The organism is Phytohabitans aurantiacus (assembly GCF_027923225.1).
GTDB classification, from domain to species: domain Bacteria; phylum Actinomycetota; class Actinomycetes; order Mycobacteriales; family Micromonosporaceae; genus Phytohabitans; species Phytohabitans aurantiacus.
The window spans coordinates 791,918-817,424 of sequence record NZ_BSDI01000007.1 but is presented as its reverse complement, the minus strand read 5'-3'; the positions used below and the strand labels follow the sequence as shown (position 1 = coordinate 817,424).

At 71.4% G+C, this 25,507-nt stretch carries 24 protein-coding genes and 1 pseudogene; 9 read left to right on the top strand and 16 right to left on the bottom strand.

Going from position 1 to position 25,507, the window contains the following annotated elements; translation table 11 throughout:
* Positions 1–24: 24 nt before the first annotated feature.
* A complete protein-coding gene (gene pdxR, locus QMG73_RS11215) occupies positions 25–1,494 on the bottom strand; it encodes a MocR-like pyridoxine biosynthesis transcription factor PdxR (RefSeq protein WP_281894312.1) in 1,470 nt (489 codons plus the stop codon).
* Positions 1,495–1,708: 214 nt separating this feature from the next.
* Here pdxR and QMG73_RS11210 point away from each other — a divergent pair, with 214 nt between their 5' ends.
* Entirely contained in the window at positions 1,709–2,677 is a 969-nt protein-coding gene (locus QMG73_RS11210) for an alpha/beta fold hydrolase (RefSeq protein ID WP_281894308.1), read from the top strand.
* On the opposite strand, the gene fxsT is transcribed toward QMG73_RS11210, so the two are convergent.
* The 6 genes from fxsT to QMG73_RS11180 form a co-directional block, all read right to left on the bottom strand.
* Positions 2,619–6,485, bottom strand: coding sequence for an FxSxx-COOH system tetratricopeptide repeat protein (gene fxsT, locus QMG73_RS11205; RefSeq protein WP_281894306.1), 3,867 nt, complete (start codon positions 6,483–6,485; stop codon positions 2,619–2,621). The genes QMG73_RS11210 and fxsT overlap by 59 nt on opposite strands.
* Positions 6,478–7,677, bottom strand: coding sequence for a TIR-like protein FxsC (locus QMG73_RS11200; protein WP_281894305.1), 1,200 nt, complete (start codon positions 7,675–7,677; stop codon positions 6,478–6,480). Before QMG73_RS11200 ends, fxsT begins: the two co-directional genes overlap by 8 nt.
* Positions 7,674–8,348, bottom strand: a complete 675-nt coding sequence (locus QMG73_RS11195; protein ID WP_281894304.1) for a TIR-like protein FxsC — start codon at positions 8,346–8,348, stop codon at positions 7,674–7,676. The genes QMG73_RS11200 and QMG73_RS11195 overlap by 4 nt, the downstream gene beginning before the upstream one ends.
* An 80-nt stretch (positions 8,349–8,428) precedes the next feature.
* Positions 8,429–9,253 (bottom strand): aminoglycoside N(3)-acetyltransferase, encoded by an 825-nt coding sequence (locus tag QMG73_RS11190; protein ID WP_281894302.1) that lies wholly within the window; start codon positions 9,251–9,253, stop codon positions 8,429–8,431.
* Complete coding sequence (locus tag QMG73_RS11185; RefSeq protein ID WP_281894300.1) at positions 9,237–11,531, bottom strand: FxsB family cyclophane-forming radical SAM/SPASM peptide maturase; 2,295 nt, start codon at positions 11,529–11,531, stop codon at positions 9,237–9,239. Before QMG73_RS11185 ends, QMG73_RS11190 begins: the two co-directional genes overlap by 17 nt.
* Before the next feature lie 8 nt (positions 11,532–11,539).
* On the bottom strand, positions 11,540–11,725 hold the full coding sequence (locus tag QMG73_RS11180) for a hypothetical protein (protein WP_281894297.1): 186 nt from the start codon (positions 11,723–11,725) through the stop codon (positions 11,540–11,542).
* 154 nt (positions 11,726–11,879) lie between these two features.
* On the opposite strand from QMG73_RS11180, the gene QMG73_RS11175 reads away from it, so the two are divergent.
* Positions 11,880–12,620, top strand: coding sequence for a B3/B4 domain-containing protein (locus tag QMG73_RS11175; protein WP_281894295.1), 741 nt, complete (start codon positions 11,880–11,882; stop codon positions 12,618–12,620).
* Positions 12,621–12,640: 20 nt separating this feature from the next.
* Here the strand turns inward: QMG73_RS11175 and QMG73_RS11170 are convergent, their stop codons facing one another.
* From QMG73_RS11170 to QMG73_RS11155, 4 genes are all read right to left on the bottom strand, one after another.
* Positions 12,641–14,590 (bottom strand): elongation factor G, encoded by a 1,950-nt coding sequence (locus tag QMG73_RS11170; RefSeq protein WP_281894293.1) that lies wholly within the window; start codon positions 14,588–14,590, stop codon positions 12,641–12,643.
* A gap of 147 nt (positions 14,591–14,737) precedes the next feature.
* Positions 14,738–15,931 carry a hypothetical protein gene (locus tag QMG73_RS11165; protein WP_281894290.1) on the bottom strand — a complete coding sequence of 398 codons (1,194 nt, stop codon included), beginning with the start codon at positions 15,929–15,931 and terminating at the stop codon, positions 14,738–14,740.
* On the bottom strand, positions 15,928–16,440 hold the full coding sequence (locus tag QMG73_RS11160; RefSeq protein ID WP_281894289.1) for a SigE family RNA polymerase sigma factor: 513 nt from the start codon (positions 16,438–16,440) through the stop codon (positions 15,928–15,930). Before QMG73_RS11160 ends, QMG73_RS11165 begins: the two co-directional genes overlap by 4 nt.
* Before the next feature lie 122 nt (positions 16,441–16,562).
* A complete protein-coding gene (locus QMG73_RS11155; RefSeq protein WP_281894288.1) occupies positions 16,563–17,162 on the bottom strand; it encodes a DUF4291 domain-containing protein in 600 nt (199 codons plus the stop codon).
* A gap of 84 nt (positions 17,163–17,246) precedes the next feature.
* Between QMG73_RS11155 and QMG73_RS11150 the strand changes: the two genes are divergently transcribed.
* Positions 17,247–18,401 carry an AAA family ATPase gene (locus QMG73_RS11150; RefSeq protein WP_281894285.1) on the top strand — a complete coding sequence of 385 codons (1,155 nt, stop codon included), beginning with the start codon at positions 17,247–17,249 and terminating at the stop codon, positions 18,399–18,401.
* On the opposite strand, the gene QMG73_RS11145 is transcribed toward QMG73_RS11150, so the two are convergent.
* Positions 18,382–18,780, bottom strand: coding sequence for a hypothetical protein (locus QMG73_RS11145; RefSeq protein WP_281894283.1), 399 nt, complete (start codon positions 18,778–18,780; stop codon positions 18,382–18,384). The genes QMG73_RS11150 and QMG73_RS11145 overlap by 20 nt on opposite strands.
* Positions 18,781–18,800: 20 nt before the next feature.
* The gene (locus QMG73_RS11140; RefSeq protein ID WP_281894281.1) at positions 18,801–19,178 is read right to left on the bottom strand and encodes an Mth938-like domain-containing protein; all 378 of its coding nucleotides are present in this window, start codon (positions 19,176–19,178) and stop codon (positions 18,801–18,803) included.
* A 236-nt stretch (positions 19,179–19,414) separates the two neighbouring features.
* On the opposite strand from QMG73_RS11140, the gene QMG73_RS11135 reads away from it, so the two are divergent.
* From QMG73_RS11135 to QMG73_RS11110, 6 genes and pseudogenes are all read left to right on the top strand, one after another.
* The gene (locus tag QMG73_RS11135) at positions 19,415–19,678 is read left to right on the top strand and encodes a hypothetical protein (protein WP_281894279.1); all 264 of its coding nucleotides are present in this window, start codon (positions 19,415–19,417) and stop codon (positions 19,676–19,678) included.
* A 36-nt stretch (positions 19,679–19,714) separates the two neighbouring features.
* Positions 19,715–19,933 (top strand): annotated as a pseudogene (locus QMG73_RS46360) (HNH endonuclease signature motif containing protein); the annotation flags it as partial.
* Between the two features lie 171 nt (positions 19,934–20,104).
* Positions 20,105–20,830: a 5-formyltetrahydrofolate cyclo-ligase gene (locus tag QMG73_RS11125; RefSeq protein WP_281894276.1), complete on the top strand. Its 726-nt coding sequence runs from the start codon at positions 20,105–20,107 to the stop codon at positions 20,828–20,830.
* 175 nt (positions 20,831–21,005) lie between these two features.
* A complete protein-coding gene (locus tag QMG73_RS11120; protein WP_281894274.1) occupies positions 21,006–21,380 on the top strand; it encodes a VOC family protein in 375 nt (124 codons plus the stop codon).
* 44 nt (positions 21,381–21,424) lie between these two features.
* Positions 21,425–22,375 (top strand): sigma-70 family RNA polymerase sigma factor, encoded by a 951-nt coding sequence (locus tag QMG73_RS11115; RefSeq protein ID WP_281894272.1) that lies wholly within the window; start codon positions 21,425–21,427, stop codon positions 22,373–22,375.
* Positions 22,372–22,920 (top strand): EF-hand domain-containing protein, encoded by a 549-nt coding sequence (locus QMG73_RS11110; protein ID WP_281894271.1) that lies wholly within the window; start codon positions 22,372–22,374, stop codon positions 22,918–22,920. Before QMG73_RS11115 ends, QMG73_RS11110 begins: the two co-directional genes overlap by 4 nt.
* On the opposite strand, the gene QMG73_RS11105 is transcribed toward QMG73_RS11110, so the two are convergent.
* The 3 genes from QMG73_RS11105 to QMG73_RS11095 are packed head-to-tail and all read right to left on the bottom strand — an operon-like array spanning position 22,908 to position 25,506.
* Positions 22,908–23,741: a hypothetical protein gene (locus QMG73_RS11105; RefSeq protein ID WP_281894270.1), complete on the bottom strand. Its 834-nt coding sequence runs from the start codon at positions 23,739–23,741 to the stop codon at positions 22,908–22,910. The two genes, QMG73_RS11110 and QMG73_RS11105, sit on opposite strands and share 13 nt — an antisense overlap.
* Entirely contained in the window at positions 23,720–24,694 is a 975-nt protein-coding gene (locus tag QMG73_RS11100) for a WD40 repeat domain-containing protein (protein WP_281894268.1), read from the bottom strand. The genes QMG73_RS11105 and QMG73_RS11100 overlap by 22 nt, the downstream gene beginning before the upstream one ends.
* A gap of 53 nt (positions 24,695–24,747) precedes the next feature.
* Positions 24,748–25,506 carry a zf-HC2 domain-containing protein gene (locus QMG73_RS11095; protein ID WP_281894266.1) on the bottom strand — a complete coding sequence of 253 codons (759 nt, stop codon included), beginning with the start codon at positions 25,504–25,506 and terminating at the stop codon, positions 24,748–24,750.
* Position 25,507: the final 1 nt, after the last annotated feature.

Sequence of the window (25,507 nt, the reverse complement as noted above, 5' to 3'; positions counted from 1 at the left end):
ATGATCAGGGCGTCCCTCACGTTGCTAGAGCGACGTGAGGGACGCCCTGATCACGGAGAGGGCGGCCTCGATGTCCGCGGGGGAGGTTGCGGCGTAGCCCAGGACCAGGCCGGGTGGGCCTGGGCGTTGGTAGTGCCAGGACAAGGGTTGCAGCTTGACGCCTTGCGCCAGCGCGGCGGCCGCCAGCGCCACGTCGTCCACCGTGGACGGCAGGGTGATCATCAGGTGGAGGCCGGCAGCCGCGCCGTGCACGACGGCGTCGGGCAGGTGGGTCGCGATGGCGCTGATCATCGCGTCGCGGCGGCGGACGTGGCGGCGCCGCAGCAGGCGCAGGTGGCGCTCCAGCGTCCCGGACGACATCAGCTCGGCCAGCACGAGCTGTGGCAGCGCCGCGTTGCCGAGATCCGCGTTTCGCTTGGCGGCGACCAGCGCGTCCCGGTACCGCGCCGGCGCCAGCATCCAGCCGGTCCGCAGCGCGGGCGCGAGCAGCTTGGAGACGCTGCCGGTGTAGCAGACGTGATCGGGCAGCATCGCGCGGAGCGCGGGCACCGGCGGCCGGTCGTACCGGTGCTCGGCGTCGTAGTCGTCCTCGACGATCAGGCCGCCGCCCTCGGCCCACGCGGCGAGCTGACGGCGGCGGTCGCCGTCGAGCACCACGCCGGTCGGGAACTGGTGCGCGGGCGTGAGCAGCACAGCCGGCACCCCGCTGGCGCGCAGTTCGTCGACGCACAGCCCGCGATCGTCCACAGTGATCGGTGGCGCGTCGACCAGCCAGTTGTTCAGGTGTTGCCGCACACCGAGCGAGCCCGGGTCCTCGACCGCCACGCTCGTGACGTCTTCGGCGCGCAGCACCTGGGCGAGCAGGCTGAGCGCCTGCGACACCCCCGCCACGACGATCACCTCGTCCGGGTCGACGAGGATGCCCCGGTTGCGCGCCAGCCAGCCGGCCACGGCGGCGCGCAGGGCCGGCGTCCCGCGCGGGTCGCCGTAGCCGAAATCCGAAGGCGCCAGCGCGTCGAGCACGGCACGCTCCGCGCGCAGCCACGCGGTCCGCGGAAACGCCGCGAGATCGGGTACTCCCGGCGAAAGGTCGATCCGCGCGGGCGCCGCCCGGAGCGTGTCGAAGATGTCGATGCCCGGCGGTGCGGCGAACGGGGCGGTCTTCGCGGGCGCCTCGGCGGTCGCCTGCCGGGGTGCCGGAGCCGAGACCACGACCGTGCCGCCGCGGCCGCGCCCGGCGAGGTGCCCGGCCTCGCCGAGCCGCTGGTACGCCTCGGTGACCACGCCCCGCGACACGCCCAATTCGCGCGCGAGCACCCGCGTCGCGGGCAGCCGGCTCCCGACCGGCAGGCGGCCGTCGGTGATCGCGAGCCGCAGCCGTTCGGCCAGCCACTGGGCGCGGCCGCCGGCTGGCGCACCGCCGATGTCGAGCTGGAGAAAGTCCGACCCGAAGGTTATGGACTGATCATCCGGAGCTTTGGTGGCGCTGTTCACAGGTCCATTTTGCCAGCAACGCAGGGTGCGCACGCTGCCGATATCGACGATCGGCTACGCCGCGCTGTCCGGCGGTGTCTGGCGACGATCGTTCATGAACCGTAGGCTGATACTTTGAGGCCGGGTAGGTTCTGGGTGTATCCAGGTATTTTGGGCGGTACGAGCGGTTTGTCCATTTGCCCGGAGCGTAGTCGTCATCTGGCAGGAGGCGAGCGTGGTCGGGGAGCAGGCAGCCCAAAAGGAGGTCACGGCCCCTGACGGGCACCGCTTGGCCGTCGAGGACACCGGCGCACCCGACGGCCTGCCGGTCTTCCTCATGCACGGCACCCCCGGTAGTCGCAGCGGCATCAAGCCGCGCAGCATCGTGCTGTACCGGCTCGGCGTGCGTCTGATCTGTTACGACCGTCCGGGATACGGCCACTCCGACCGCCGCGAGGGGCGGCGCGTCGTCGACGCGGCCGAAGACGTCCGGATCATCGCCGACGCGCTCGGTGTCGACCGGTTCGCGGTCGTCGGGCGCTCCGGCGGCGGCCCACACGCCCTGGCGGTGGCGGCCATGCTGCCCGATCGGGTGACCCGGGCGGCCGTGCTGGTCAGCCTGGCGCCGGCCGACGCGCCCGGCCTCGACTGGTACCGGGGCATGGGCGAGTCCAATATGGACGAATATCAGTCCGCGGATGCCAACCGTGGCGCCCTGATGGCCAACCTGACCAGCCAGGCCGACCGGCTGCGCCGCGATCCCGAGAGCCTGATCGCCTTCCTGGAAAAGGAGCTCGCCGACCCCGACCGCCGCGTCGTCGAAAACGTGGCGATGCGGCGGCAGCTCGCCGACAGCTACGCCGAGGCGGTGCGCTTCGGCGCCGACGGCTGGATCGACGACGCCCTCGCGTTCCGGCAGAACTGGGGCTTCGACCCGGCGTCGATCCAGGTGTCCGTGCGGCTGTGGCACGGCAGCGCCGACCAGTTCTCACCGGTCGAGCACACCCGGTGGCTGGCCGAGCGCATCCCCGGGGCGCGGGTCGAGGTGCAGCAGGGCGAGGGCCACTTCGCGGCCGTCGAGATCCTGCCGCAGATGCTGACCTGGCTGACCGCGGCCGGGTCCGCGTCTGGGGCCGGGCCCGAGATCAGACCGGGTGCGGATCGAGTACCCGGTAGACCATTTGCCCTTCGCGCAGCTCTGTGACGATCGGGTGGTCGGCGCCGAGCCCCTTGGCCAGGCGCTCGATCAGCCGGGCGTAGTGCGCCGCCGAGCCCGCCTCGCCGAGCCGGCGCTGCACGATGGCCAGGTGCGTCTCGCAGCTCACCGCGTCGGGGTGCTGGACGCCCAGCTGCGTGCGCATCCGGTTGACGACGCCCTGTAGCAGGTCGCGGCCCTTCTCCGGCTCGCCGATCTCGATCAGGCAGATCGCCTGGTTCATTGTCGCCGCCAGGCTGTACGGGTGGTCCGGGCCCAGCCGGTCGGCGAACTGCTCGGCCGCCCGGGTCACCAGCTCGTAGGCCCGCGCGTCGTCGCCGGCCACCCGGGCCGCGGCGGACATGTTGTTGACGCAGACCAGCGTGTGCGGGTGATCCGGCCCCAGGTTCCGCTCGTACGCGGCGGCCACCGCGCGGGTCTCCTCGTCGGCCCGCGCCACGTTGCGGATGACGACGAGGGTGGCCGCCAGGCTCAGCCGGCACGCCAGAGTGTCTGGATTGGACGGACCGAACCGCTCCCGCAGGCGCTCGTACGCGTCGTCCAGCAGCCGGGACGCCCTGCCGCCGCGACCGACGCTGCGCAGCGAGACCGCCAGGTTGGCCTGCGCGTTCAGGGTCTCCAGCGCGTCCGGGCCGAACTTCGGGTCGTCGCGGAAGGCCGTGTAGACCTCGTCGAGCAGCAGGACCGAGCGGTCGTACTCGCCCGCCTCCCGCAGGTCGCGGGCCAGCTGGGTGGCGGAGTGCCGGGTGTACGGGTTGTCGTCGCCCAGCACCATCCGCCGCCGGTCGAAAACGTCCTGGTCGAGCTCGCGGGCCGCGCGGAAGTCGCCGATGAGGCGCAGCGAGGTGGCGAGGTTGTTGGCCGCCGACAGCGTGCGCGGGTAGTCCTCACCGAACACGCGCGACCAGGACGCGTACGTGGCCCGGTCCATGGGCACCGCCTCGGCGTACCGGCCGAAGCCGCGCAGGTTGCTCGCGAGGCTGCCAGCGGTCATCAGCGTGTGCGGGTGCTCGGCGCCGAGCAGGCGTTGCTGCTCCGCGAGTACGTCTTCGTCGATCCGCAGCGCCTCGTCGAACTTGGCCTGCGACCACAGGTGGTTGGCCACGTTGAAACGCAGGTGCAGCAACTGGCGGTACAGGGAGACGCCGCGCGCCGTGCCCTCGGCGAACTCGGGGTCGCGGGCGAGCAGGCCCGACCAGTGCTTGTCGATCTCGCGACCGAACTCGACGCCCTGCGACAGGTCACCGCGCCGCCACAGGTACCGCACGCGGTCGATGAGCAGCTGGCGGACAATCTCGTCCAGGCAGTCCACCGCGTCGGAGGCGGCCAGGTGCGGCCACAGCATGCGCAGCCGCGGCCAGTTCTCGGGGTCGTCGACCTCGCCGCCCGGGCGCGACCGCGTCAGTACCAGGTGGACCTGGTGCTTGGCGTCCTCCAGGTCCTCGGGCGTCATGCGGTCGCGCACCGCGGCCTGGATGAGCCGGTGCACGTGGATCTGCCGGGTGTGCGTGTCGAGCTTGAGCAGGGCCAGCCGGTTGATCTGCTGGACCATGAACGCCAGCATCTGCCGCTCCGACACCGACGGGTCGTACGGCGAGATCGCGGCCGCCATCTCGTCGCTGTAGAGCAGGTCCAGGGCGATCTCGGAGGACAGCACGGAACACAGTTGCAGCAGCCGGTACGCGCCGGGCGACTGGCTGCTCAGCCGCTTGAGCGACAGGTCCCAGGTCACCTGCCAGGCGGCCTGCGGGGAGCGCGGGCCGGGACCGCCGTGTTCCAGCTCGGCCAGGTACTCGTCGACCGGCGTGCCGGTCTCGGCGAGCCAGGCGCCCGCGTTGGCGATCGCGATCGGCAGGTCGCCGAGCACCTCGGCGATCTGGTCGGCCTGGCTGTCCGTGATCCCTTCGAGCCGGCTGCGCAGGTGCGCGACGCTCTCCGCCCGGCGGAACACGTCGACCGGGATCGAGTTGGTGCGGTTGGCCCAGTCTTCGTTGCGCGAGGTGATCAGGACGTGGCCGTTGCCCTGCGGCCGCCAGCGGTCGACGCCCTCGATGTCTTCCGCGTTGTCGAAGACCACGAGCCACCGGTCGCGCCGCTTGAGCGCGTCGAGCGCGGCGAACGCGGTCTCTCGGGCGGTGGCCGCCTGCGGTACGCCCATGGCGGCACCGAGGTCGGCCATCGAGGCGTCGATGAACTCGGGCTGCTCGGCCTGGATCCACCACACGAGGTCGTACGCGGACTTGAACCGGTGGACGTACTCGATGGCGACCTGGGTCTTGCCGACGCCACCCATGCCGCGCAGGGTGACCGGCAGGACGACCGCGGTGCGACCGGCCTTGAGCTGGGTGCGCAGCTCCAGCAGCTCCTCTTCGCGGCCGGTGAACCGGGCGTTGCGCACCGGAGCCTGGAAGAGGCTCGGCTCGACGCGGGGGTACCGCACGCGGGACAGCGGGTCGCCGGCCACCGGCCCGGAGCGGCCCACGAGGCTGAGGATCCGGTCGGCGGCCGTGCTCTCGTCACACCCGACGGTGCTGGTGGACGCCTCGGGCGGTACGTCGGGCGAGGGGCGCACGTCGGCGACGTAGACCGTAAGGGGTGGGCGGGCACCGGGCACGTCCTGCGGCACCGTGGCGCTGGACGCCGCCGACGACACGATCGACAGCGAGCGCGCGCTCTCGGTGCCGGACGCGACGTCCTGCGGCTGGAGCACCCGGACGCCGGCCGCGGTGAGCACCGACTCGATCCACTCCGCCCACACCAGGTCGGTGGGGGCGTACCGCAGGACGATCGCCTCCTGCTCCGGCGGCTTGCGGGTGAAGCGGGCGACCTCGCGCAGCCGCAGCGACTCGTCCATGGCGGGCAGCCGGGTGACCGCGCCGCCCGTGATGTACGAGGTCAGCCGCTCGTACGCGGACAGCAGCAGCCGGGGCGAGCCCGGGTCGTCGCCGAAGGTGGCGAGCATCTCCTCGTAGGCGTAGTAGGTCTGGTACGGCACCTCGACCGCCGCCCAGTACCGCCGCCGCTCCTCGTCGTTCATGCCGGCCGGAAGGCCGGCGAACTGGCTCTTCGCGAGCAGCCGGCCCGCGTTGGCCTTGTCGTTCTCGGCCTGGTCGACGCGCATCGGCACCGGCAGTACGCGGATCAGCCGCTGCCTGCTGTTGCGCGCGCTGTACCGGCTTTGCACCGTGTGCGCCACCTGCGCGGCCCCGTGGATGCCCTGGTCGCTGAGGGTGAAGCAGTCGACGAGCGTGTCGGGCAGGTGGATCGTGCAGATGTCGGCGACATCGCTGAGCCCGGTGCGGCTGTCGATCAGCACGTAGTCGTAGTTGCGCTTCATGTCGGCGCGCAGGGCGTCGAAGAACTGCCCACCGCCCAGCCGGTTGTAGAACGTCTCCCAGTCCAGGCCGCTGACCGATACCGCGTAGTCCTGGTTCTGCAGGCCGGCGGAGAGGAAGTCGAGCGTGCCGGGGCCGAAGCGCCAGTCGAGCGAGAACGCGTGCCGCCCGACCTTCGCGAACTCCTCGTGCCACCGCTCGGGGCGCTCCGGCTTGCGGGTCGTCTCCCACTCGTACGTGCGGATCAGGTCGATGATGCCGGTCGAGCCGCGCACCATCTCCGGATCGAGGAACGGCTTGAAGAACCGGTGCAGGCCGGGCGACTCCAGATCCCAGTCGGCGACGAGCACCCGCTTGCCGTTGGCGGCGAGGATCCACGCGACGTTGGCGAGCGCCATCGTGCGTCCCGTGCCACCCTTGTACGAGTAGAAGGTGATGATCTGGCCGCCGCTGTCAGTCATCGCTCTGCTTTCCAGGATCAGGCTTTCCGGGATCGGGCTTTGCAGGCTCGGTGCGTAGGCTGGGGCGCGTGCTCTGGGTGCCTTCCGGCGGATGGACGAGCGCGTTGCGCAGGTACTGCCGGCGGGCCTGGGTGACGATGTTCGGCATGATGTCGACGAACTCCTTCACCTGAGCCACTCGTTTCGCGCGTTCCAGGCCGGCCGCGGTGAGCATATCCATCACCTCGTCGGCGAGGCGCGCGCCGCGCTCGTCGTACCGGGGGTCGTCGCGGTCGGCGATCACGACCGGTACCACCCACTCCGGAAGGTCTTTCGTCGCGGCGCGCAGCGCCTGCATGCCGCCCGGTCCACCGGCCACCCACGGGTCGATCAACAGCACGCCCGGTGCCCTGGCGAACAGGCCGGACCCGTCGCTGTACGTCTCCACCTGTGCCCGGAACCCGAGCCGCTCGGCGGTGCTGGCGGCGTGCTGCGCCACCGGCAGCGCCTGCCGGTCGGTGCCGGCGGGTGCGGTCACCGCGACCACGAACGGGGTCTCCGCGTCGGCGCCCTTGGGGATCGGCGCGCGGGTCACCTCGTCGAGCCGGGGCGCCGGTGAGGCGTCGAGCGGCAGCCGCTCGGTCAGGTTGACGATCTGTCCCGCGATGCGTTCCAGCAGCCGGGTGTAGTCGTCGCGGTAGGGCGCCAGCATGCACAGCGCCCGCATGCCGTTCTCGGCGTACGCGGGGATGCCGGCGCCCAGCGCCAGCGCCCGGCGCACCTCGGGTGTCTCGTCCCAGGAGGGGAAGGGGATCCACAGCACCGGCAGGACGTGCCGCTGGGTGTCTGGTGAGCCGGGCGCCGCCACCCTGTCCAAGAAGGACTGTCGCTCCCGCAGCGGCCACGACCTGCTGAAATAGTCGGGCGAGTAGAGCGGGACGAAGACCTGGGCGTCGCTGAGGGCGGTGGCGAGCGCCGCCTTCACGTCGGAGCCGATCGGGAGTTGCTGGTCGAATACCCCGATCTCCATGCGGGAGGTGGGCTGGGCGTGCCGGCGTACCTCACCGCACAGGTCGTCGAAGAACACCCGGACCCAGGGGTCGGCGTCCGCGGGCGTGTACTCCGACGACGGCGCCGGGTGCGCGTAGCTGAGGAAGAAGTACGTCCCGCGACCGGTGCTGGGCGGCGCGGCGGCCCCGCTGGCCTGTGTCATGCCACCTCCTGCTGGTCTGCGAAGACGTTCGTGAGTCCGTCAGTGCTCGTCGGCACGGGGTCGAGGGGCACGGCGCGGTGCGTGCGGTGGATCTGCACGATGCGCTGGGCGAGGCGCCACACCACCGCCCGGTACACGGCGTTCTGGCCGAGCTGCCGCAGGCCGAACAGGCCGTCTTCCAGGTACTGCCGGGCGTACGCCGGGTCCGGGAGCCCGACCGGCGAGAAGAGCTGGATGCCGCGGATCACCGGCGGCAGCTCGTCGAGCGCGGTGGGGATCCAGACGATCGGCAGGATGCAGCTCTCGGAGACCGGGGCGGTGCCCTTGCGGCGGACGATCTTCCGGCGGGCGAACACGTCCCACTCCATCGCGCACCACTCGCTGGTCAGCAGGCCCGGTGAGACGAGGGGGACGAAGACCTGGCAGGTGGCCGCGGCAAGAAACAGCTCGCGGGTCCAGCGCTGGCCGCCGACCAGCGTGCGGTCGAGAAAGCCCGGGTAGTCGCCGGTGCGCCGGCCGAGGAGCTGGCTCACGTTGCCGGACAGCTCGTCGAAGAACTCCATCACGTACAGGTTGGGCTCCTGGACCTCCAGGTGCGGCGTCGTGAACTGGGCGTAACTGACGAAGAACACCGGGGCGTGCGAGTCGGCCGCGTCCTCGTCCGGTGTCACGATGTCGTGCTCCCTGCCGTCTGCATCTTGCGGAAATCAACATCCTAAGAACCCTCGCCAACGCTCGTAACCCAGAATGGCTATGGCCCTCGCCGCGCTGTCAACCATTCGACAGCGAAATCAACGGTTCCGCACATCTCGATCAATCGCGAGGGGGCGTTGCCCACCGTGCCCTTGCGCACCAACTCCGTCCGGTCGAGATCGGCGCCCAGCGCGGGAAAGTCGCGGTCGTCGAGGTCAGGAGCGAAGAACTCCTTGGGTACTCGCCGTCCACTCTCGATCACGTAGCAGTGGTACCGCCGGTCCGGCGGAGTCCACGGCAGCTTGTACTCGGCCAGGTGCAGCGCCGTGCACGACTCGTACCCGACGCCGAGCAACAGGATCACCGCGCCGGCCGCGTACAGGGCGCCCAGGGGCGAGCGTTCGCCCAGGTGGCACGCCAGATCGTGGACAGCTGTGAAGTCGCGTGCCCGAGGGCCGAGCGCCGCGAACGAGGTCTGCGGATGGCGGCTGCGTACCGCCTCCGGCGCCCGCCGGACGTACTCCGCCATCGCGCCCATGCCGTGCGAGGTGGCCGCCGCCGGGTCGAAGGCCGGCAGCCGCGCCTCCATGGCGGCGACCTCGGGCGCGGTGAGCCCGGTCGCGGTGGCCCGGAACCGCCGGGTGGTGGTCGAGTTTCCGGTGGTGTGTGTCGGTACGACGATGGTCGAGGCCGGGCCGAGCACGTCGCGCAGGGCCGCCACCAGCGTGCCCGGCCCACCCGCGATCCGGCCGACCCGGCGCAGTGAGCAGTGCACGAGCACGTCCCGCCCCGCCGGCAGGCCGAGCGCCGCCAGGTCGGCCGCGAGCCGCGCCTGTGCGTGCGCCTGGGCCCGCGTCGTCGCCCGCTCAGCGATGGTCGTCACGCCACTTCTCCACCGTCTCGCGCATCCGGCGGGTGAACCGCTCGCCGTCGGCGGTCAGCGCGCCGGTGCGGTGCAACGCGTCGAGCGCGCCGGTCACCCAGTCGCGGTACCGGTGATAGTGCTCGGCCGCTTCGTTCGCGGCTTCGGAGTCGGCTTCGCGGCTGCGCGCCCGCCACACGTCGGCGACGGCGAGGTGGGCGTACGCGCCCTGCAGCACCGCCTCGGCGGGCCGCTTGATCGGCCGCCACGGCACGGTGAGCAGCTCGCGATGGTCCTTGTCCACCAGGTCGTACCGGTCGAGCACGGCACCGAGCTTGACGTGCTGCACCTCGTGCACGAGCAGCAGCGCCAGCGCGTCGCCGCTGCCCGGGTCGGCGACCGCGACCGCTCCGAACGCGTCCCGGTTGGTGGCGCTGCGCAGCCGGCCACCGGGGTCGGTGACCAGCGGTACCAGGGCGCGGAACGCCGCTCGGACCGCGGGCGCGTGTGCCGGGGCGTCCCGGTGGATGCCCTGCCAGGCGGCCGTGAGCAGGCTCTGCCAGGAGCCGGCGGCGGCGGTGCTGAGGCGGCCGGCCACCGGCCACTCGTGACAGTCCCGGTACGGGTCGGTGTCTTCGACCGGCACCCGCTGGCCGCCGGCGTCGAGCCACCTCATGGGCCACCATTCGGCGGCGGCGCGCAGCTCGAACTCGCCCTCGGCGATGGACAGCTCGGCGGTCTCCATCGACGGTGACGCGACCGCGTACGCGCCGAGCGCCGGCAGGTGCACGAGGCCGTCGCGGACCGGCAGCGCCAGCTCGGCGGAGACCCCGGCCCGTACCGCGGCCGCCGCGGCGACGCACGCCAGGTGCCCCCGGTCGGTGTCGCGGTGTGCGGGCTGTTCCAGGTAGCGGACCGCCCAGGCGCGCACGTACGGGTGCGCGAGCACCGCCGCCACCGCCTCGGGCGCCACCGCGTCGACGTGTTCGAGCAGCTCCCACGCCGGTGTGGCGGCCTCGGTCTCGCCGACCATCGACAGCAGGACGCGGGTGATCGGCACCTGCGACTCGACGAGCCGGGCCATAGCGGCCGCGTCGCCGTATCCGGAGCCGATCGCGTCCAATTCCCGATCCGGCATGTCCCGATCCGACATGGGGTCTCGACCGCTCCCGTCTACGCTTTGCCCGCGCTCGGCCCGCGACACATCGGCCGGCGACGGGTCGATCCGGGCGATGAGTGCCTTGAGGTCGGCGCAGTAGACCGACGGGTTGTCGAACCCGGACCCCGAGCGGTACCGGTGGGCGAACAGGCCGCCGCCGCACCGCCGCACGACCGGGCACGCCCGGCAGGTGGCGCAGACTCCGGCGAGACCGTTCTGGCGCGCGGCGACACCCGCGTGCCCGGCCACCTCGTCGACGCTGTGCGAGAACACGTCGAACCCGGTCGCGGGCGCCCCGTCGTACGCCGTCTTCAGCGAGTCGGCCTGCTCCCAGGCGCCGTCGGTCTCGATGACCACCACGTCGGCCGGGTCGAGGCCGACCGCCTCGGTGCCGCCGGCCCGGTACTCCACAGTGGACGAGAGCGCGTCGAAGAGGCGGATCGGCATCGGGCGCCCGCCGGCCGTCCAGCGGTCGTGGATCCGGCCGAGCCAGTCGGCGTACGGCGTGGCGGTCCCGCCCGGGCGTGGCGGCGGCCGGTCCCACGTGGCGTGCGGCAGCAGGAAGTCGACGCGCGGCGGCGCCTCGGCCAGTAGCGCCTCGTAGACCGCGACCGGGTCGCCCGCCACGTCGACGGTGCACAGGATGCCGGCGTACAGCGAGCGGTACGCCGGCTGGCGCAGCAGGGCGAGCCCGCGCAGCACCCGCGCGTGGCTGCTCGCCCCGTTGGCGAACCGGCGATGCCGGTCGTTGGCGGCCCGGTCGCCGTCGAGCGAAACGCCGACCCGCACCCCGTGCCGCAGCAGGACGTCGCAGATCGCGGGGGAGAGCAGCACGGCGTTGGTCTGCATGCGCAGGTCGAGCCGGACGACCGACGCGATGGTGGCTTGCAACTCGGCCAGCACGGCGTCGAGCCGGTCGGCGCCCAGCAGCAGCGGCTCGCCACCGTGGAGGATCACCTGGACGCCGGGCAGCGCGTGGGTGGCCGCGTGCTCGGCGATGCGTTTGCCGGCCGCCCGCACGGTTTCGAGCGCGATGCTCCGTGGCCGGGTGCGCCAGCTCTGGTCGGCGTGCTCGTATACGTAGCAGTGGTCACAGGCCAGGTCACACCGGCTGTGCACCTTGAGAACGAAATACCGCAATAGATTCGTCAGATCGCGGAATTGAACGGCGTGGCCCCGATGGAGGCCAGGCCGGACTCGGTGTGCAGCACTCGGCGCCGGACGGCATTGACCGCGTCGATGTTGTCGGTGGCGATCCGGCGTAAGGGCGTGTGCCGGACGGCTTCGAACGGGTCGGCTTCGCTGGCCTGACGGCTGGGTGCGGCACGATCCATGGCGGCTCCCCTAACAGTCGACTCCCGAGGGTAAGGATAGAGACTACTCGACGTGATGTCACCGTCGCGCTCTCAGCACGACCGCGAATGGACCGGTCGTCCGCGCTGCCTTTGGCCCTGGCAGTCGCGCCGCCGTGGCGGGCAGAGTGGCGTGGTGAGCAGGTACTTCCAGCACGCGCCCGCCGTCTGGGCGGCGCATCCCGACCTGGTCGCGGGCGCGGTGTACGCGACCGGCCTGACCGCCACTGTGCCTGTCGCGCCCGAGCTTCCCGTCGAACCGGTCGTGGCCCGATACCTGGCGATCGCGCGGGCGCGCCTCGCGGGCGGCACCGAGGCAGACGGCACCGAGGCCAAGCTGCCCGAGATTCAGGCGTGGCGGCGCGCCTTCGGGCGGATGGGGCTGAAGCCGACCCAGTACCGGTGCGCGTCCGAGTCGCTGCTGCGCCGCCTGCGCAAGGAGGGCGACCTGCCGCGCATCCACCCTCTGATCGACCTGTGCAACGCGATCTCGGTGGCGTTCGCGATCCCGGTGGCGGCGCTCGACGCGAGCCGGATCGCCGGTGACCTGCGGGTACGGCCGGCGACGGGCGACGAGCGGTACCTGGCGTTCTCGGGAGAGGTGGAGCATCCCGAGCCGGGCGAGCTCGTCTTCGCCGACGCGGGTGGCGAGGCGCACGCGCGCCGGTGGACGCACCGGCAGAGCGGCCACTCAGCGGTGCGCGCGGACACGACGTCGGTGCTGATCGTCGCGGAGGCGATGCACGACAGCGCGCCGTCCGACGTACCGAAGCTGGTGGCCGCGGTCGCCGACGAGCTGAGTGCACTGTGGAGTGTCACGCCGTCGATGGGGGCGCTGAGTGAGCCGGGTTCGCGCTTCGCATTCCCCCTTCCGTGATCAGGGCGTACCTGAAGTCGTCAGGGCGACTTGAGGGACGCCCTGATCACGGGGTGGGGCCCGCGCACGGGCTCGTGACCCGCGTACGTCGCGTCGAGCACGCCCTCGCCGCTGGTCAGCCCGGGCAAGTCGCGCTGCAGGCGTGGCACGCTCGCGGCCGGCAGTACCGCCTCGACGGTCACCTCGCCGCCACGCACATCGGGCGCCTCCACCGCCGTGCTCAGCCGGCTCAGCGCACCGAGCAGCGCGCCCAGCGTGTCGGCTGGCGCGTCGACGCGTACCCGTGACATCGGCTCGCAGACGATCGTGCCGGCGGCCGCCAGCGCCTGACCGAGCACGAGCGGCGTGAGCTTGCGGAAGTCGGCGGCGGTGCTGAGCGGCCCCCGGGTCGACGGCGGCCCGTCCGGCACGCTGTACTGGCTCCGCGTCATCGTCACCACGCAGTCGCTGACCGGCCACCCGTGCGGCCCCTCGCGCAGGGCCTCCCGCACGTACCCGGCCATGCTCTCCCCGAACTCGTCGAGGTTGCGGTACACGAACAGTGGCGCGCCCCGATAGTCGACGCCCAGCCGGAAGTCCACACCGGACCCTGGCGGCGCCGGATCCACGCGGAGCCCGATCGTCGCCAGGTACGGGTTTCCGGGCCCGTGCAGCAGCTCCACGGCCTCGCCCGAGGCGGCCGGCCGTTCCAGGTACAGGGGAGTGGCACCGTGAAAGACGACCTCCACGCCGAAGTCGTCGGCGAGCGTGGCCTGGATGACCTCCTTCTGCACCTCGCCGTACAGCGACACCGCCAGCTCCGCGCCGTCCGTGCGCACGTTGATGAGCGGGTCCTGTTCGGACAGTTGCGCCAGGGCGGCGCGCAGCGCCACGTGGTCCTCATGCCGCACCGGCTCGACCACCGCCTCCAATGTAGGTGGCGCGAAGTGCTGTCTCGCCTCTGAGGCGCTTGACCGGCCGACGGGGTCACCGACCCGCGCGTGGGCGAGGCCCCACAGCTTGCCGATCTCGCTGGCGCGTACCGCGTCGCGCCGCACCCACGCCCCGCCCTCGAAGACGCTGATCGCGGTCACCTTGTCGGGTCCACTGTGGATGAGTCCACTATGGATGGGATCGCGAGTGCGTAGGGTTCCCGAGTCCATGCGCACGTACGCGATCTTCTCGCCGGCCGCACCGCGCTCGATCTTGAACACCGTGCCGCCGACCGGCCCGTCCGCGTCACCCGTGGCGACCGGTAGCAGCTCGACGAGACCGTCCATCAGCTCGGCGACACCGGTGCCCGTGGCGGCCGACCCGGCGTACACCGGGTGCACCAGGGCCCGCGCGGTCTGCGCCGCCAGTTCACGCCGCAGCACCGCGGGCGTCACGCGCGCCTCGTCCTCGACGTACGCCGCCAGCAGCGCGTCGTCGTTGCCGGCCAGCGCCTGCGTCAGCAGGTCACGGTCCGGCGGGCACGGCACCACCCGCGCGTCGCGGGCGCCCGGCCGCTCGACCCGGGTCATCGGCACGCAGGTGACACCGAGGCGGCGCTCGACCTCCGCCAGCACGCGGTCGACGTCGGCGCCGCGGCGGTCGACCTTGTTGATGAACAGCAGCGTCGGCACCCGCAGCCGTCGCAGTGCCCGCATCAGTACCCGCGTCTGCGGCTGCACGCCCTCGACGGCGGAGATCACGAGGACGGCGCCGTCGAGCACGCCCAGCACCCGGTCGACCTCGGCGACGAAGTCGGGGTGCCCGGGCGTGTCGATCAGGTTGACCGCCGTGCCGCGGATCGTGAGTGACACGACGGCGGACCGGATCGTGATGCCGCGCTGGCGTTCCAGCGCGAGCGAGTCGGTGCGCGTCGTGCCATCGTCGACACGCCCGGGCGAGTCGATGACGCCGGCCGCGTAGAGCAGCCGTTCGGAGAGTGTGGTCTTACCGGCGTCGACGTGCGCCAGGATGCCAAGGTTCAGAGTGCTGCGGAGCAAACGGCCAACCCCTCGAATCGACGAACAGGTCTTCGATGGAGATGGGCGTGGCTCGCATTCCTGCTCCTCTTTCAGGTCGGCGGTTTACACGGTCAGAGAATCAGCCGGTCAGCCGGCGCGCAACGGGTTTTCCGCCGCAAGACGGGCCTACGCGATCGCCTGCAGGTCGAGGACCATGAGCGCGCCGGGCGCGGGCCAGACCTGGACCACCGGCTCGCCCCGGTCCCGCCCCATGTTGTACGTCAGCACGCTGGCGCGGCCGGTGGCCCGATCCCACACGATCGGCTGGCTGTACAGCAGGCCCACCGCGAGCCGGCCGCCCATGGCCGGATAGAGCGAGCAACCGTCCTTCAGCTCGACGTAGCCGCCGCCGTTGGTGTCCTGCAACGCCGCGAGGCCGTACGGCCCGGTGCCGCCGCACCAGGTCGGCCCGCACCGCGCCGCCGCGATCTTCGGGTTGGCGGTCCACGGCACCCGCTCGCCGGTGACCGCGTTGAGCAGGTCGCCCCGGTCCTGCGGCTCGTCCGGAAACGGCGTGCCGGTGTACTTCGAGGTCAGCCACGGCCCGTCGAGCGTCAACCAGTACCCGGTCGAGCCCGGTACATCGGTGACCGGCCCGCCCGCGGCCGCGACCCGCCGGATCACCACCCCGTCGTAGCCCGCGCCGCGGGGCTCCTCCCACATGACCGTGTCACCGGCGACGCTGAAGGTTCCGGGACCCGTTTTGGTCGCGGCCAGCCTGGTGGCGGCGCCGCCGGCGACCGGCGCCGACCACAGCTCGCGCGCCGACTTGCCGTTCCGGCGAGCGTCGACGAACCACACGACGCGGTCGCCGACGCCCCGGGCCATCAGCAGGCGGGCCTCGGCCAGCCCCGCCGTCACCGCGGACGTCGCCAGCGCGGTGACCGTGCCGCTGGCCGGGTGGAACACCGATGGGCCGGCACTTTCGTCGATCGGGCGCACGTCCGCGACCAGGTACCGCCCGTCGCCGAGCACGTCCACGACCGTGTAGTCCGAGCCATCCGGCAGCTTCGCCGGCAACCGGTGCACGGCATCCGGCCACACCCGCTCGGGCGGCGCGAGGTTGAAGAAATCCGGTATCCGGTCAGGGCTCAGCAGGTGACCGAAGCGCTGTACCGGTACCGGCTTGAATTGGTCGACCACCGCGACCGTGGCGACCACGGCGAGCACGGCGGCGCAGGCGCTGAGGATGGTCGTGCGCCGCTGCCGGCGGCGCCGCCGCCGGCGCACAGCGGCGAGAAACCCCGGATCCGGTTGCGGCGCCGCCGAGGAGGCAGCGGCGAGGGTACTGGTCAACGTGTACTCGATCGGCGTGGTCACCGGGCACCCCCTGCCGTGCTCCGCGAGCGGTCCTGCCAGCTCGCACGCAGCGTCTCCAGCGCGCGGAAGGCGTATCCGCGCACCGTGCTGCGGGAGATGCCGAGCAGCGTGGCGATCTCTTCGTCGGTGTGAAGCTCGTAGTACCGGAGCACCAGCACCGCCCGCTGCCGTGCGGGCAGGTCGGCGAGGGCCCTCCACAGCCCCGGGTCCACCTCGACCTCGTCGAGTCCCGGGTCTGCATACCCCCGTTCGGGGACCTCGCCGACCAGGCTTTCCCGCCGGCGGCGCCGCCACCAGCTAATGTGCAATCGGGCCATGGTGGTGCGCACGTACCCCTCCGGGTCACCCTTGCGCTGCACGCGCGACCAGGCCGTCCCCAGCCGTGCCAGGGCCTCCTGCGCTAGGTCGGCCGCGTCGTGCGGGTTGCCACTGAGCACGTACCCGTAACGCAACAGGGCCGGCGCGCGCGTCACCACAAACGCGTCGAATGCCGCGTCGGTGTCCCTCATGGCCACCTCCCTCAGTCCCGAGGACGCGCGAGCACCCGAATCTGTTGTGCCAGACCCGCACGATTTTCAGATCCGGATATCGACCGTCGGCGACTCCGGATCCTCCTCCGACACCCGGGCCATCAGAGGCCCGCACCGATCGTGGCGCGGACGGCTTCCGGCAACGGATACGGCCGCTCCGCCGGGAGCAGCGCCGTGGCAGCCGCCTCGTCGCCCTCGTCCAGCAGCCCTCGCATCCGCCGCGCCAGCGGCGTGACCTCGGTGATCGAGACGGTCCACTCGTCGACGTATCGCCCGACGGCCTCACCCGACAGTCCAACCTGGAGCGACCGGTGTGGCAGCGGACCCAGCCGCAGCGATCGCTCCGGATCCCACTGCACCCGCACCGGACTCCTGCGCAACGCGCGCGACCACGCGGCCCGATCCTCGTACAGGTCGCAGACGTAGTGGCTGAGGCACGCCCGCCCCAGCGCCCACTCGAACCCGGCCCGGGTGATCTCCACCGCGAGCACGCGCTCCTGGCCGGGCTTGGTTGCCCAGCCGCAGCGGTACATCATCCAGAGGAACGACGGTTTGATCCACGTCATGCGCTCGCGCTTGAACGGCCCTACGAACCGCCCGGCGGCGACCGCGGGCGCGGCGATCTCCGCCGGATACGCCTGGTACACAATGATCGTCTGGTCCGAATAGCGCGCTCGCACCTGCCGCGCTGGAACACTCACCCGGACATCCTCACCGAGCGCGAGTCGGCGCGCGAGCCCATTAACGCGTCGAGCGAAACGGTTGAATTGGTCATACTGCCGATCGTGGATCGGATTCCGGTGCTGTGGCTGTGTGGGCCACCGGGCGTTGGCAAGAGCACGGTTGGCTGGCGGCTGTTCGAGCGGCTCAGCGACGCCGGAGTCGCGACCGCGTACGTCGACATCGACCAGCTGGGCATGTGCTACGCCCCGCCCACCGCTGGCGAGTACGCACCCGACCCGTCGCGTTCCGACCCCGGCCGGTACCGGATGAAGTCGGACAACCTCGCGGAGGTGCTCGCCACCTTCCAGAGCGCGGGCGCCCGGTGCGCCGTCGTCTCCGGCGTCACCGATCCCGAGCACGGCGTGGCGGTCGACCGGTACCCGCACGCCACGCTGACGCTATGCCGATTGCGCGGCAGCCACGACGAGCTGCGACACCGCCTCGCGGGCCGGGGCAGGCCCGGTGACGACGTCGACGGGACGCTGAGCTACGCCGACGTGCTCGACCGCGCCGGCCACGGCGACCTGACCATCGACACCACCGGCCTGTCGGTCGACGAGGTCATCGACCTGGTACGCGAGCGGGCCGGCGGCTGGCCCGTCCTGCCCGACGGCGAGCCCGAGGCGGCGCCGCGCCCCGACCCGACGCCCGTGCCGGCCGAGATCCTGTGGGTGTGCGGCCCCACCGCCGTCGGCAAGTCCACGGCCGGCTACCAGGCGTGGGACATCATGAGGCGCGACGGCGTGGCAGCCTTTGTGGACCTCGACCAGATCGGCTTCCTACGCCCCGCCCCGGCCGGCGACCCGCGCAACCACGACGTCAAGGCCCGCAACCTGGCCGCACTCTGGCAGACCTACCACGCGATCGGCGCCCAGCGCCTCGTCGTCGTCGTCGGCCCACTCGACGCCGACGCCGACGTCCACGCGTACACCGCCGCGATGCCGGCCGCCACGATCACCATCTGCCGCCTCCACGCCGACCCCGAACAGCTCACCGAACGCGTCATGCTCCGCGGCCAGGGCGGCGGCCCACCGATCGCGGGCGACGCCCTGAACGGCCAGCCCACGCCGGTACTGAAACGCGCGGCCCGCGAAGCGACAGCGCACGCCGAGGCAATCGACCGAGCCAACGTCGGCGACCTGCGCATCGACACCAACGGCCAAACCCCAGAACAAACCGCCCGCGAAATCCTGAGCCTCAGTCCCAGCAAACGGTGACCACCCGCGCGCCCGCCGGCACCGGCTTCAGCCGAGCCGGCGGCTCGGGCGTCCACTCGTCCGGTCCCGGCTCGTCCGGCTGGAGCTCTGCCGTCCACACCGCCACCTGGTCGGACGGAGCCGACGTCACCACGTAGACCGTGTCGCTGAATGGCCACTCGTCCGGCCCCAACACCTCGGTGATCCCGACCCACACGCCGTGCACGTCGCGACGCTCGCGGACTGCCCGTAGCACGGCGTAGAAGCGCGGCACCCCAGGATGGTCGTCGAGGTTGCAGCCGATCGAGCCGGGATCGTCGTTGCCCTCGAAGAACGACTCCAGGCTCACGACCGGATCCGGTCCCTGCCGCTCGATCTCGTCCAGTAGGTCCGACAGCAACGCGACGCTCCCTTGGCGGCTCAGCAGGTGGAGTGGAAGAGGCCGCCGACGGGCTGGGTGAGGGCCAGATCGTTGTACAACTGGACCGCCTCGACCGTCTCGGCCACGTGCACCGCGACGCCCCGTTCGCCGAGGAGCGCCAGCGTGCGCGGGTCGATCTCCAACTGGAGCTGCATCCCGCGCGACAGCACGACGACCGTGGCGCCGTACGAGAGGAGTTCCTCGACGTCGACGGGCTGGACGCCGGGGCGGTGCTGCGTGCCGGTCTCGGACCAGTCCCACAGCCGGCCGCCGCCCGGATACAGCTTGAAGTCCTTGCCCGGCGTGAGCCCTTCGACATCCATGTGGCCCCACGAGATCGCGAGCACGCGCGGCGATACCTTGCGGTCATCCGTCATGGCGACTCCTTCCGGCTAGACCGTACCGTCTTCGCCGCGGACCAAGCACCGTTCCGCGATATGCCCGCCCGCGACGGGGTTGATCGTGGGGACGCGCGGGGTGAGGCCGCGGGAGCGACGGTTTGGAGCGCGACGGACATCGCGGTAGCTCATGAGTTTTTTCGACACGCCGGGCGACACGCCGGGCCGGGGGATCGAGGCAGATTGATCTAGTGCTGGCGTTCGAGAATGGATGCATGCTCGACGTCGACGTGTTGGCACAGGCTCGTGACCTGGCCGCCAAGTGCGCTGACGCGGCTGTGTGGTCGTTGCCGGACGCGGATCTTCTCGCGGTGCTGGACGCCGCGCACGCGTTGGAGCAGCTGGCCGCGACCGTCAAGCTGCACGCGGTGCGGGAGGTCGACGCCCGGGGCATTCCGGCGGCGCAGCACGCGACGAGCGCGACGGTGTGGTTGCGACACCGGCTGCGGCCTGCGGAAACGGACCAGCCGAAATGCTGACACCGCGCCGCAGGTCGACCCCACTGCGACCGGCCGCCCCGCTGGTGTCACGGCCACCACATCCAGGGGTGGAAGGCCGGCGGGCCAACGACGCTGAAAAACGCCGTCCTGGTCTGCGGCCATCATCACAGGGTCGTCCACCAGGGCGAATGGGAAGTGCGGATGGGCGTCGACGGGCGGCCGGATTTCATCCCGCCCGCCTATCTCGACCCCGGCCGCCGTCCTCGCCGCAACACTTTCACGCTTCGCAGATAGTGCTGCCCGGATGCAGCTTGAGTCCTTGCCCGGCGTGAGCCCTTCGACGTCCATGTGGCGCCACGAGATCGCGAGCACGCGCGGTGGTCCATACCGTGCCGTCTTCGCCGCAGACCAAGCACTAGTGAGTAACTTGCTTGCTGCTGACCCTGATGGCCGCGTAGGAGGACCGTGACCACCGCCGACGACCCGAAACAACAGGTCCGCGAACACATCTGGACACTGCTGGAACAACACCACGTCGTCGAGCCAGGAGTGCACGGTCACATCCCCGCCTTCACCGGCGCCGACACCGCAGCGCAACTGCTCACCAACCTGCCGGCCTGGCAATCCGCTCACACCATCAAGACCAACCCGGACCGCGCCCAGCTCCCCGCCCGAGCCCTCGCCCTGGCCGCTGGCAAAACCGTCTTCATGGCCGTACCCAACCTCGCCAACGCCCAGCCGTTCTACCTGCTCGACCCGGCCCACCTGCCCGGCCCACCAGACCAGGTGGCTTCCCACCAAGCCGTCGCCACCTTCGCCCCGACCGTCGCGATCGACGACATGCCGGCCATCGACCTCGTGATCTGCGGCAGCGTCGCGGTCAACACCCAGGGAGCCCGCATAGGCAAAGGCGCCGGCTACTCCGACATCGAACTCGCCCTACTCATCGAAGCCGGCCTCATCACCGCCGACACCACCATCGTCACCACAGTGCACGAACTCCAAGTCGTCGACGGACCGCTACCCGAAACCGGGCACGACTTTCGCCTCGACGCGATCGTCACGCCCGAGCGGATCATCCCCTGCGAGGAGGCGAGACGGCCCGCAGGCGTGCTCTGGAATCATCTCGACGAGAAGAAGATCGCCGCCATACCCGCCCTCGCAGCTCGCCAGCGCAACCTGGACGAATAGGCGGCGGCCGACGCCGTCAGGCGTACAGGCGGTTACGCGCTGTCGACGACCCGGACGAACAGGGCGCGCTTGTCGTCAACGTCGCGAGCCATGAGCTGTTACCTTCTCCCGCCGCCGCCCGTCGTAGGGGTAACGACCGACGAGTGGAGCGGGGAGAACAGTGCTGACAAACATCATGTACGTGACGGTCTATGTCACCGATCAGGACCGTGCGTTGAGGTTCTATACGGAAGGGCTCGGCTTGGAGAAGCACGTGGACTATCCGGGGCCCGATGGGCGCTTCCTGGTCGTGGGCGTCGCCGGCGGGCCGGTCAAGATCATCCTGTGGTCGCATGCGGCCGCCGCGGGGCAGCCGGGGCCGGGCGACGCACCCGGTCCGCTGATCCTCGAGTCGGACGACCTGCGGAAAGACGTCGAGGTTTTTCGCCAGCGAGGCGTGACCTTCGAGCAGCCGGAGCCGGAGGACTATCCGTTCGGCGTCCGGATCGAGGCGGTGGATCCGGACGGAAACCGGATCTCGCTTCGCCAGCAGCGCCGGGGAAAGGCGTGACCACGACGGACTTAGGATCGAGGCGATCCGAGGAAGGCGGCACCATGACCGACCACCGCCCGGCGGACCGGGTCGCCGAGGCGTTCGAGGCTCAGCGCGATCGGCTCCGCGCGGTCGCCTACCGGGTGCTCGGATCGCACGCCGACGCCGAAGACGCGGTCCAGGAGGCCTGGATGCGGCTCGCGCGCCAGGACGCGGCGGCCATCGAGAACCTGGCGGCGTGGCTGACCACGGTGGTCGGGCGGATCAGCCTGGATGTCCTGCGCTCGCGCCAGGCCCGCCCCGAGGCGTCCTACGGCGATGGGCTGTGGGAGTTGGTGCCGACGGTCGACGACGGGCCCGTGCCGGAGGAGTACGTGGCGGTGGCCGACTCGGTCGGGCTCGCGCTGCTGGTCGTCCTGGACTCGCTCGGGCCGAGCGAGCGGCTGGCGTTCGTCCTGCACGACATGTTCGGGGTCCCGTTCCACGAGATCGGGCAGATCCTCGGCAAGTCCGCCGACGCCACCAAGATGATCGCCAGCCGCGCCCGCAGGAAGGTGCGGACGACCGAGCGGCCGGCCGTGGTCGCGCGCGAACAGCGCGAGGTGATCCGCGCCTTCCGCGCGGCGGCGTTCAACGGTGACTTCGAGGGGCTGCTGTGCGTGCTCGACCCGGACGTGCGGCTGACGGTCGACACCCCGGGCGGCGAGGTCGTCACGATCGGCGCTACCGAGGTCGCCGCCGGTGCCCGGATGTTCGCCGGCTCAGTCGCACGGCACCAGGCCGTACTCGTCGACGGCCGTCTGGGGTACGTCTCCTGGCGCGAAGACGGAACGCCGCTGTCCATCATCGCGTTCACGGTCGTCGACGACCGGATCACCGGGATCCAGATCCTCGTCGATCCGGGCAGGCTCGCGTCGATGCGTCTGCCCGCACCAAACGGCGGACTCACTGATCGTGTTCCTGGGGCTACCGTACGAAGTGGTCATACGGAAGGAGCCTCGGATGTTGAGTGACGTCCTGCGCGCGCCTGATCGACATGCTGACGTTCTGGGATGCCGACCGCGACGGTGCGATCGAGGAGTCTGATTACGAGATCGCCGCCGGCCGGATGGTTGGCCTCAGCGGGCTCCAGCCCGGGTCCCCGGAGTACGCACAGCTGCATCGCCAGCTCGTGGAGGGCGGCTGGCAGCTGCTCCGGCAGTTCGACGGCGACAGCGACGGTCGCGTCACCCTGGAGGAGGCGCTCGCCGGCTTCGACGGGCTGCACGCCGACTCACAGCGCTTCCACAAGGTCATCATCGAGCCGTCGTACAGCTTCTTCGACCTCATCGACGCCGACCACGACGGCCGGATCACAGCCGCCGAGCACCACGCCTTCCTCGTCGCGATGACCGTCGACCCCGCGCGCGCCGCAGCGGCGTTCCCACATCTGGACGCCGACGGCGACGGCTTCCTGTCCCGCGAGGAGTACGTCCAGCTGATGGAGGAGTTCTACACCTCCGACGACCCGGACTCGGCCGGCAGCTGGCTCCTGGGCAAGGCCGATCAAGGGGTGTAGCGGAAGGTCGCCGGCGAGACGTTTTCCCGGCACACGTCGTTGACGCACTCCGACCAGTAGTCGGTGCCGGGCTCGACCTGGTACCGCCGTGAGGGCTGCCACGCCGTCGTCCGGAACGGGGCGCCGTGGTTGCTCACCTTGACGTTCCGCCGCTCGCCGGCGACCACGAGTTCCAGTTCGAGCAGCCACTCCACGGTGCCGGTGGTGCTCGCTACCAGCTGGAACACCTCGGTCTCGCCCTTTTGCAGCGTGAAACCGAACAGCGGCAACCGCCCTTCGGCCTTCGCCGCGTACACGGCCGCCGGTCGCTTCGCGTCGAGGTCGATGACCACGTCCCGCACCTCGGTCGCGCCCTGCGGGCCGCCGCACCGGATCTCGACGCCCGCGGGCTCCGGGGTCGCGCTGCGACGGACCACGTGCGCCCACAGCTTGTCGATCAGGATGCCCTGGTCGGCGAGCCCCTGGACGGAGAACCGGACCCGGGTGTCTTTCTGGTCGGTGCCGCCCTGGCGGTGTGCCCAGTCGACGATGCCGGGGCAGTCACCGGGCGGGGGTTCGGCCGGCTGGGCGTCCGGCGGCAGCGCGACGCGAAACTGCACATCCGCCCAGGCCTCGACGGTGGCCGGATTGCCGACGACGTTCACCGCGATCGGGTTGGGGTCATCGCCGTCCAACGCCTTGGTCACGAAGATCGTGACGGGGGTGCCGATCGCCGCCGCGGCCACGGTGCCCGCCACGAACCGCCAGACGGGGGTGAACCACGCGAAGCGTCCAGGCTTGGGCTCGCGCGGAGTTGGGGCTACGCGCCGGCGTCGCGCCACGACCCCACCAGCTTCCCCTCGGGTACCGACCACACGTAGCCGTCCTTGCCGGCCTTGCTGAGCAGGTGCCGTCCGTCCTCTGTGAACGTCAGCGTCGGCGGGCCGGCGCCCTCACCGGACCCGGGTGGCTTCCACCGCTTCACCTCGGTGGGACCGCTGACCGTCCACATCGAGATCGAGCCGTCCCGCGCGCCGAACGCCACGTGGCGTCCCGCCCGGTCGACGGCGGCCAGCTCGCCCCGGCAGCCGCACGGCACCCAGTCGAACGTCTGCGACCGTGTCGACCAGAGCAGGAAACCGTCTTCGCCGGCGGCCACGACCTTGGCGCCGCCGTCGAACACCGCCAGCTCGCTCGCGTACCAGATTTTGCCCGGGTCGCTCGACACCTCGATGTACGGGGGATACGGCGACGTCACCGGGCGCTCGGTGCGGACGTCGAACACCACGAACCGGCCGTTGCGGGCCTTGTCGAACTCCTCCACCACCAGGTGCGCCCCGTCTCCGGAGAAGCGCGGCTTGGTCAGGTGGTCGCCGCCTATCGGGTACATCACGGCGTGCGGGTCCTTCGTGGCGAAGTCGTAGAGGACCACCGCGTCCTGGACACCGACCGCAAGACGCTGGCCGTCCGGGGAGAACTCGGCGCCGACCTGCCAGTCCGATCCGGTGCCGAACCAGTCGAATTCCGTACCGCTGGCCGTGCGGATGACGACCCGGTCGCCGTCGCCGGTCACCGAGTACCGCCCGTCGGGGCTGATCTGGGCGCCACCCAGGATCTGGCGCGCCCGGTCGATTTCCGGGTCGGTCGGCGGGTCGGCGGTGGGCGGTGCGCTCGGTGATGGTGTGGTGATGACGTCGGTGCCGTCGAGTGGTGCCGGCTCGTCGGGCGAACCGCAGCCGACCAAGCACAGCGAAACGGCCACAGTGGACACGGTGGCCAACCCCAGGACCCTCACCGCGCCAGCAAACCAGACCCCCTCCGCGTGTTCAAGCCGCCCTCACAACGTGATCAAGCCGCGCGGCGGTCGTCGTAGCGGGCCTCGATGGGGCCGGGGAAGCCGCGGATCAGGCGCAGGCGGGGCGGAGCGGCCGGCTCGCTCGCGGGCTCCGGTTCGAAGGTGGCGCGCCAGCGGGAGCCGCTCGCGGGCGGTTCGCTGGGGGCGGCGCCGCGCCGGGAGAGGTACAGGATGATCGCGTAACCGGCGACGATGATCGAGTGGCTGAGGACGCGCGCGACGTCGACGCGGCCGCTGATCAGGTCGTTGACGGTCAGCAGGGTGAGCACCGCGACGAACGCGGTCAGGGTCGGGACGATCCCGGTGGGGCGGGTGCGCCGCCACGCGATCCAAGCGAACCCGGCGCCGACGGCGACGTTCCACGCGGCTGACTCGTGCCACAGGTGCCCGGCGGGCTCCCCGGTGACGCTGTGCAGGTGTGCCGCGGCGGCGAAGCCGCTGATCTGAGCCGCGCCGAGCAGGAACTGCGCGACGCCGAGCGCACCGAGCAGTACCCGGAGGACCGCCACCAGACGCCGGCCGCGCGGGCGTGCGGCCGGCGTGGGGATATTGGCCAGGATTGTACTTGTAAGGTCGATATCGTCCGGTACTGCCGAGGTGCGCGTCAGCCGGGTGACCTGGGCCGCGGCCTCGAACCAGGTGGCGCAGTCCAGGCAACTGGCCAGGTGCGCGTCGGTCGCGGGGCGCTCGGCCGGGTCGTCCTCACCGTCCAGCCGCGCCGACAGCGATTCCCGGAAGTCATCACACCTCATG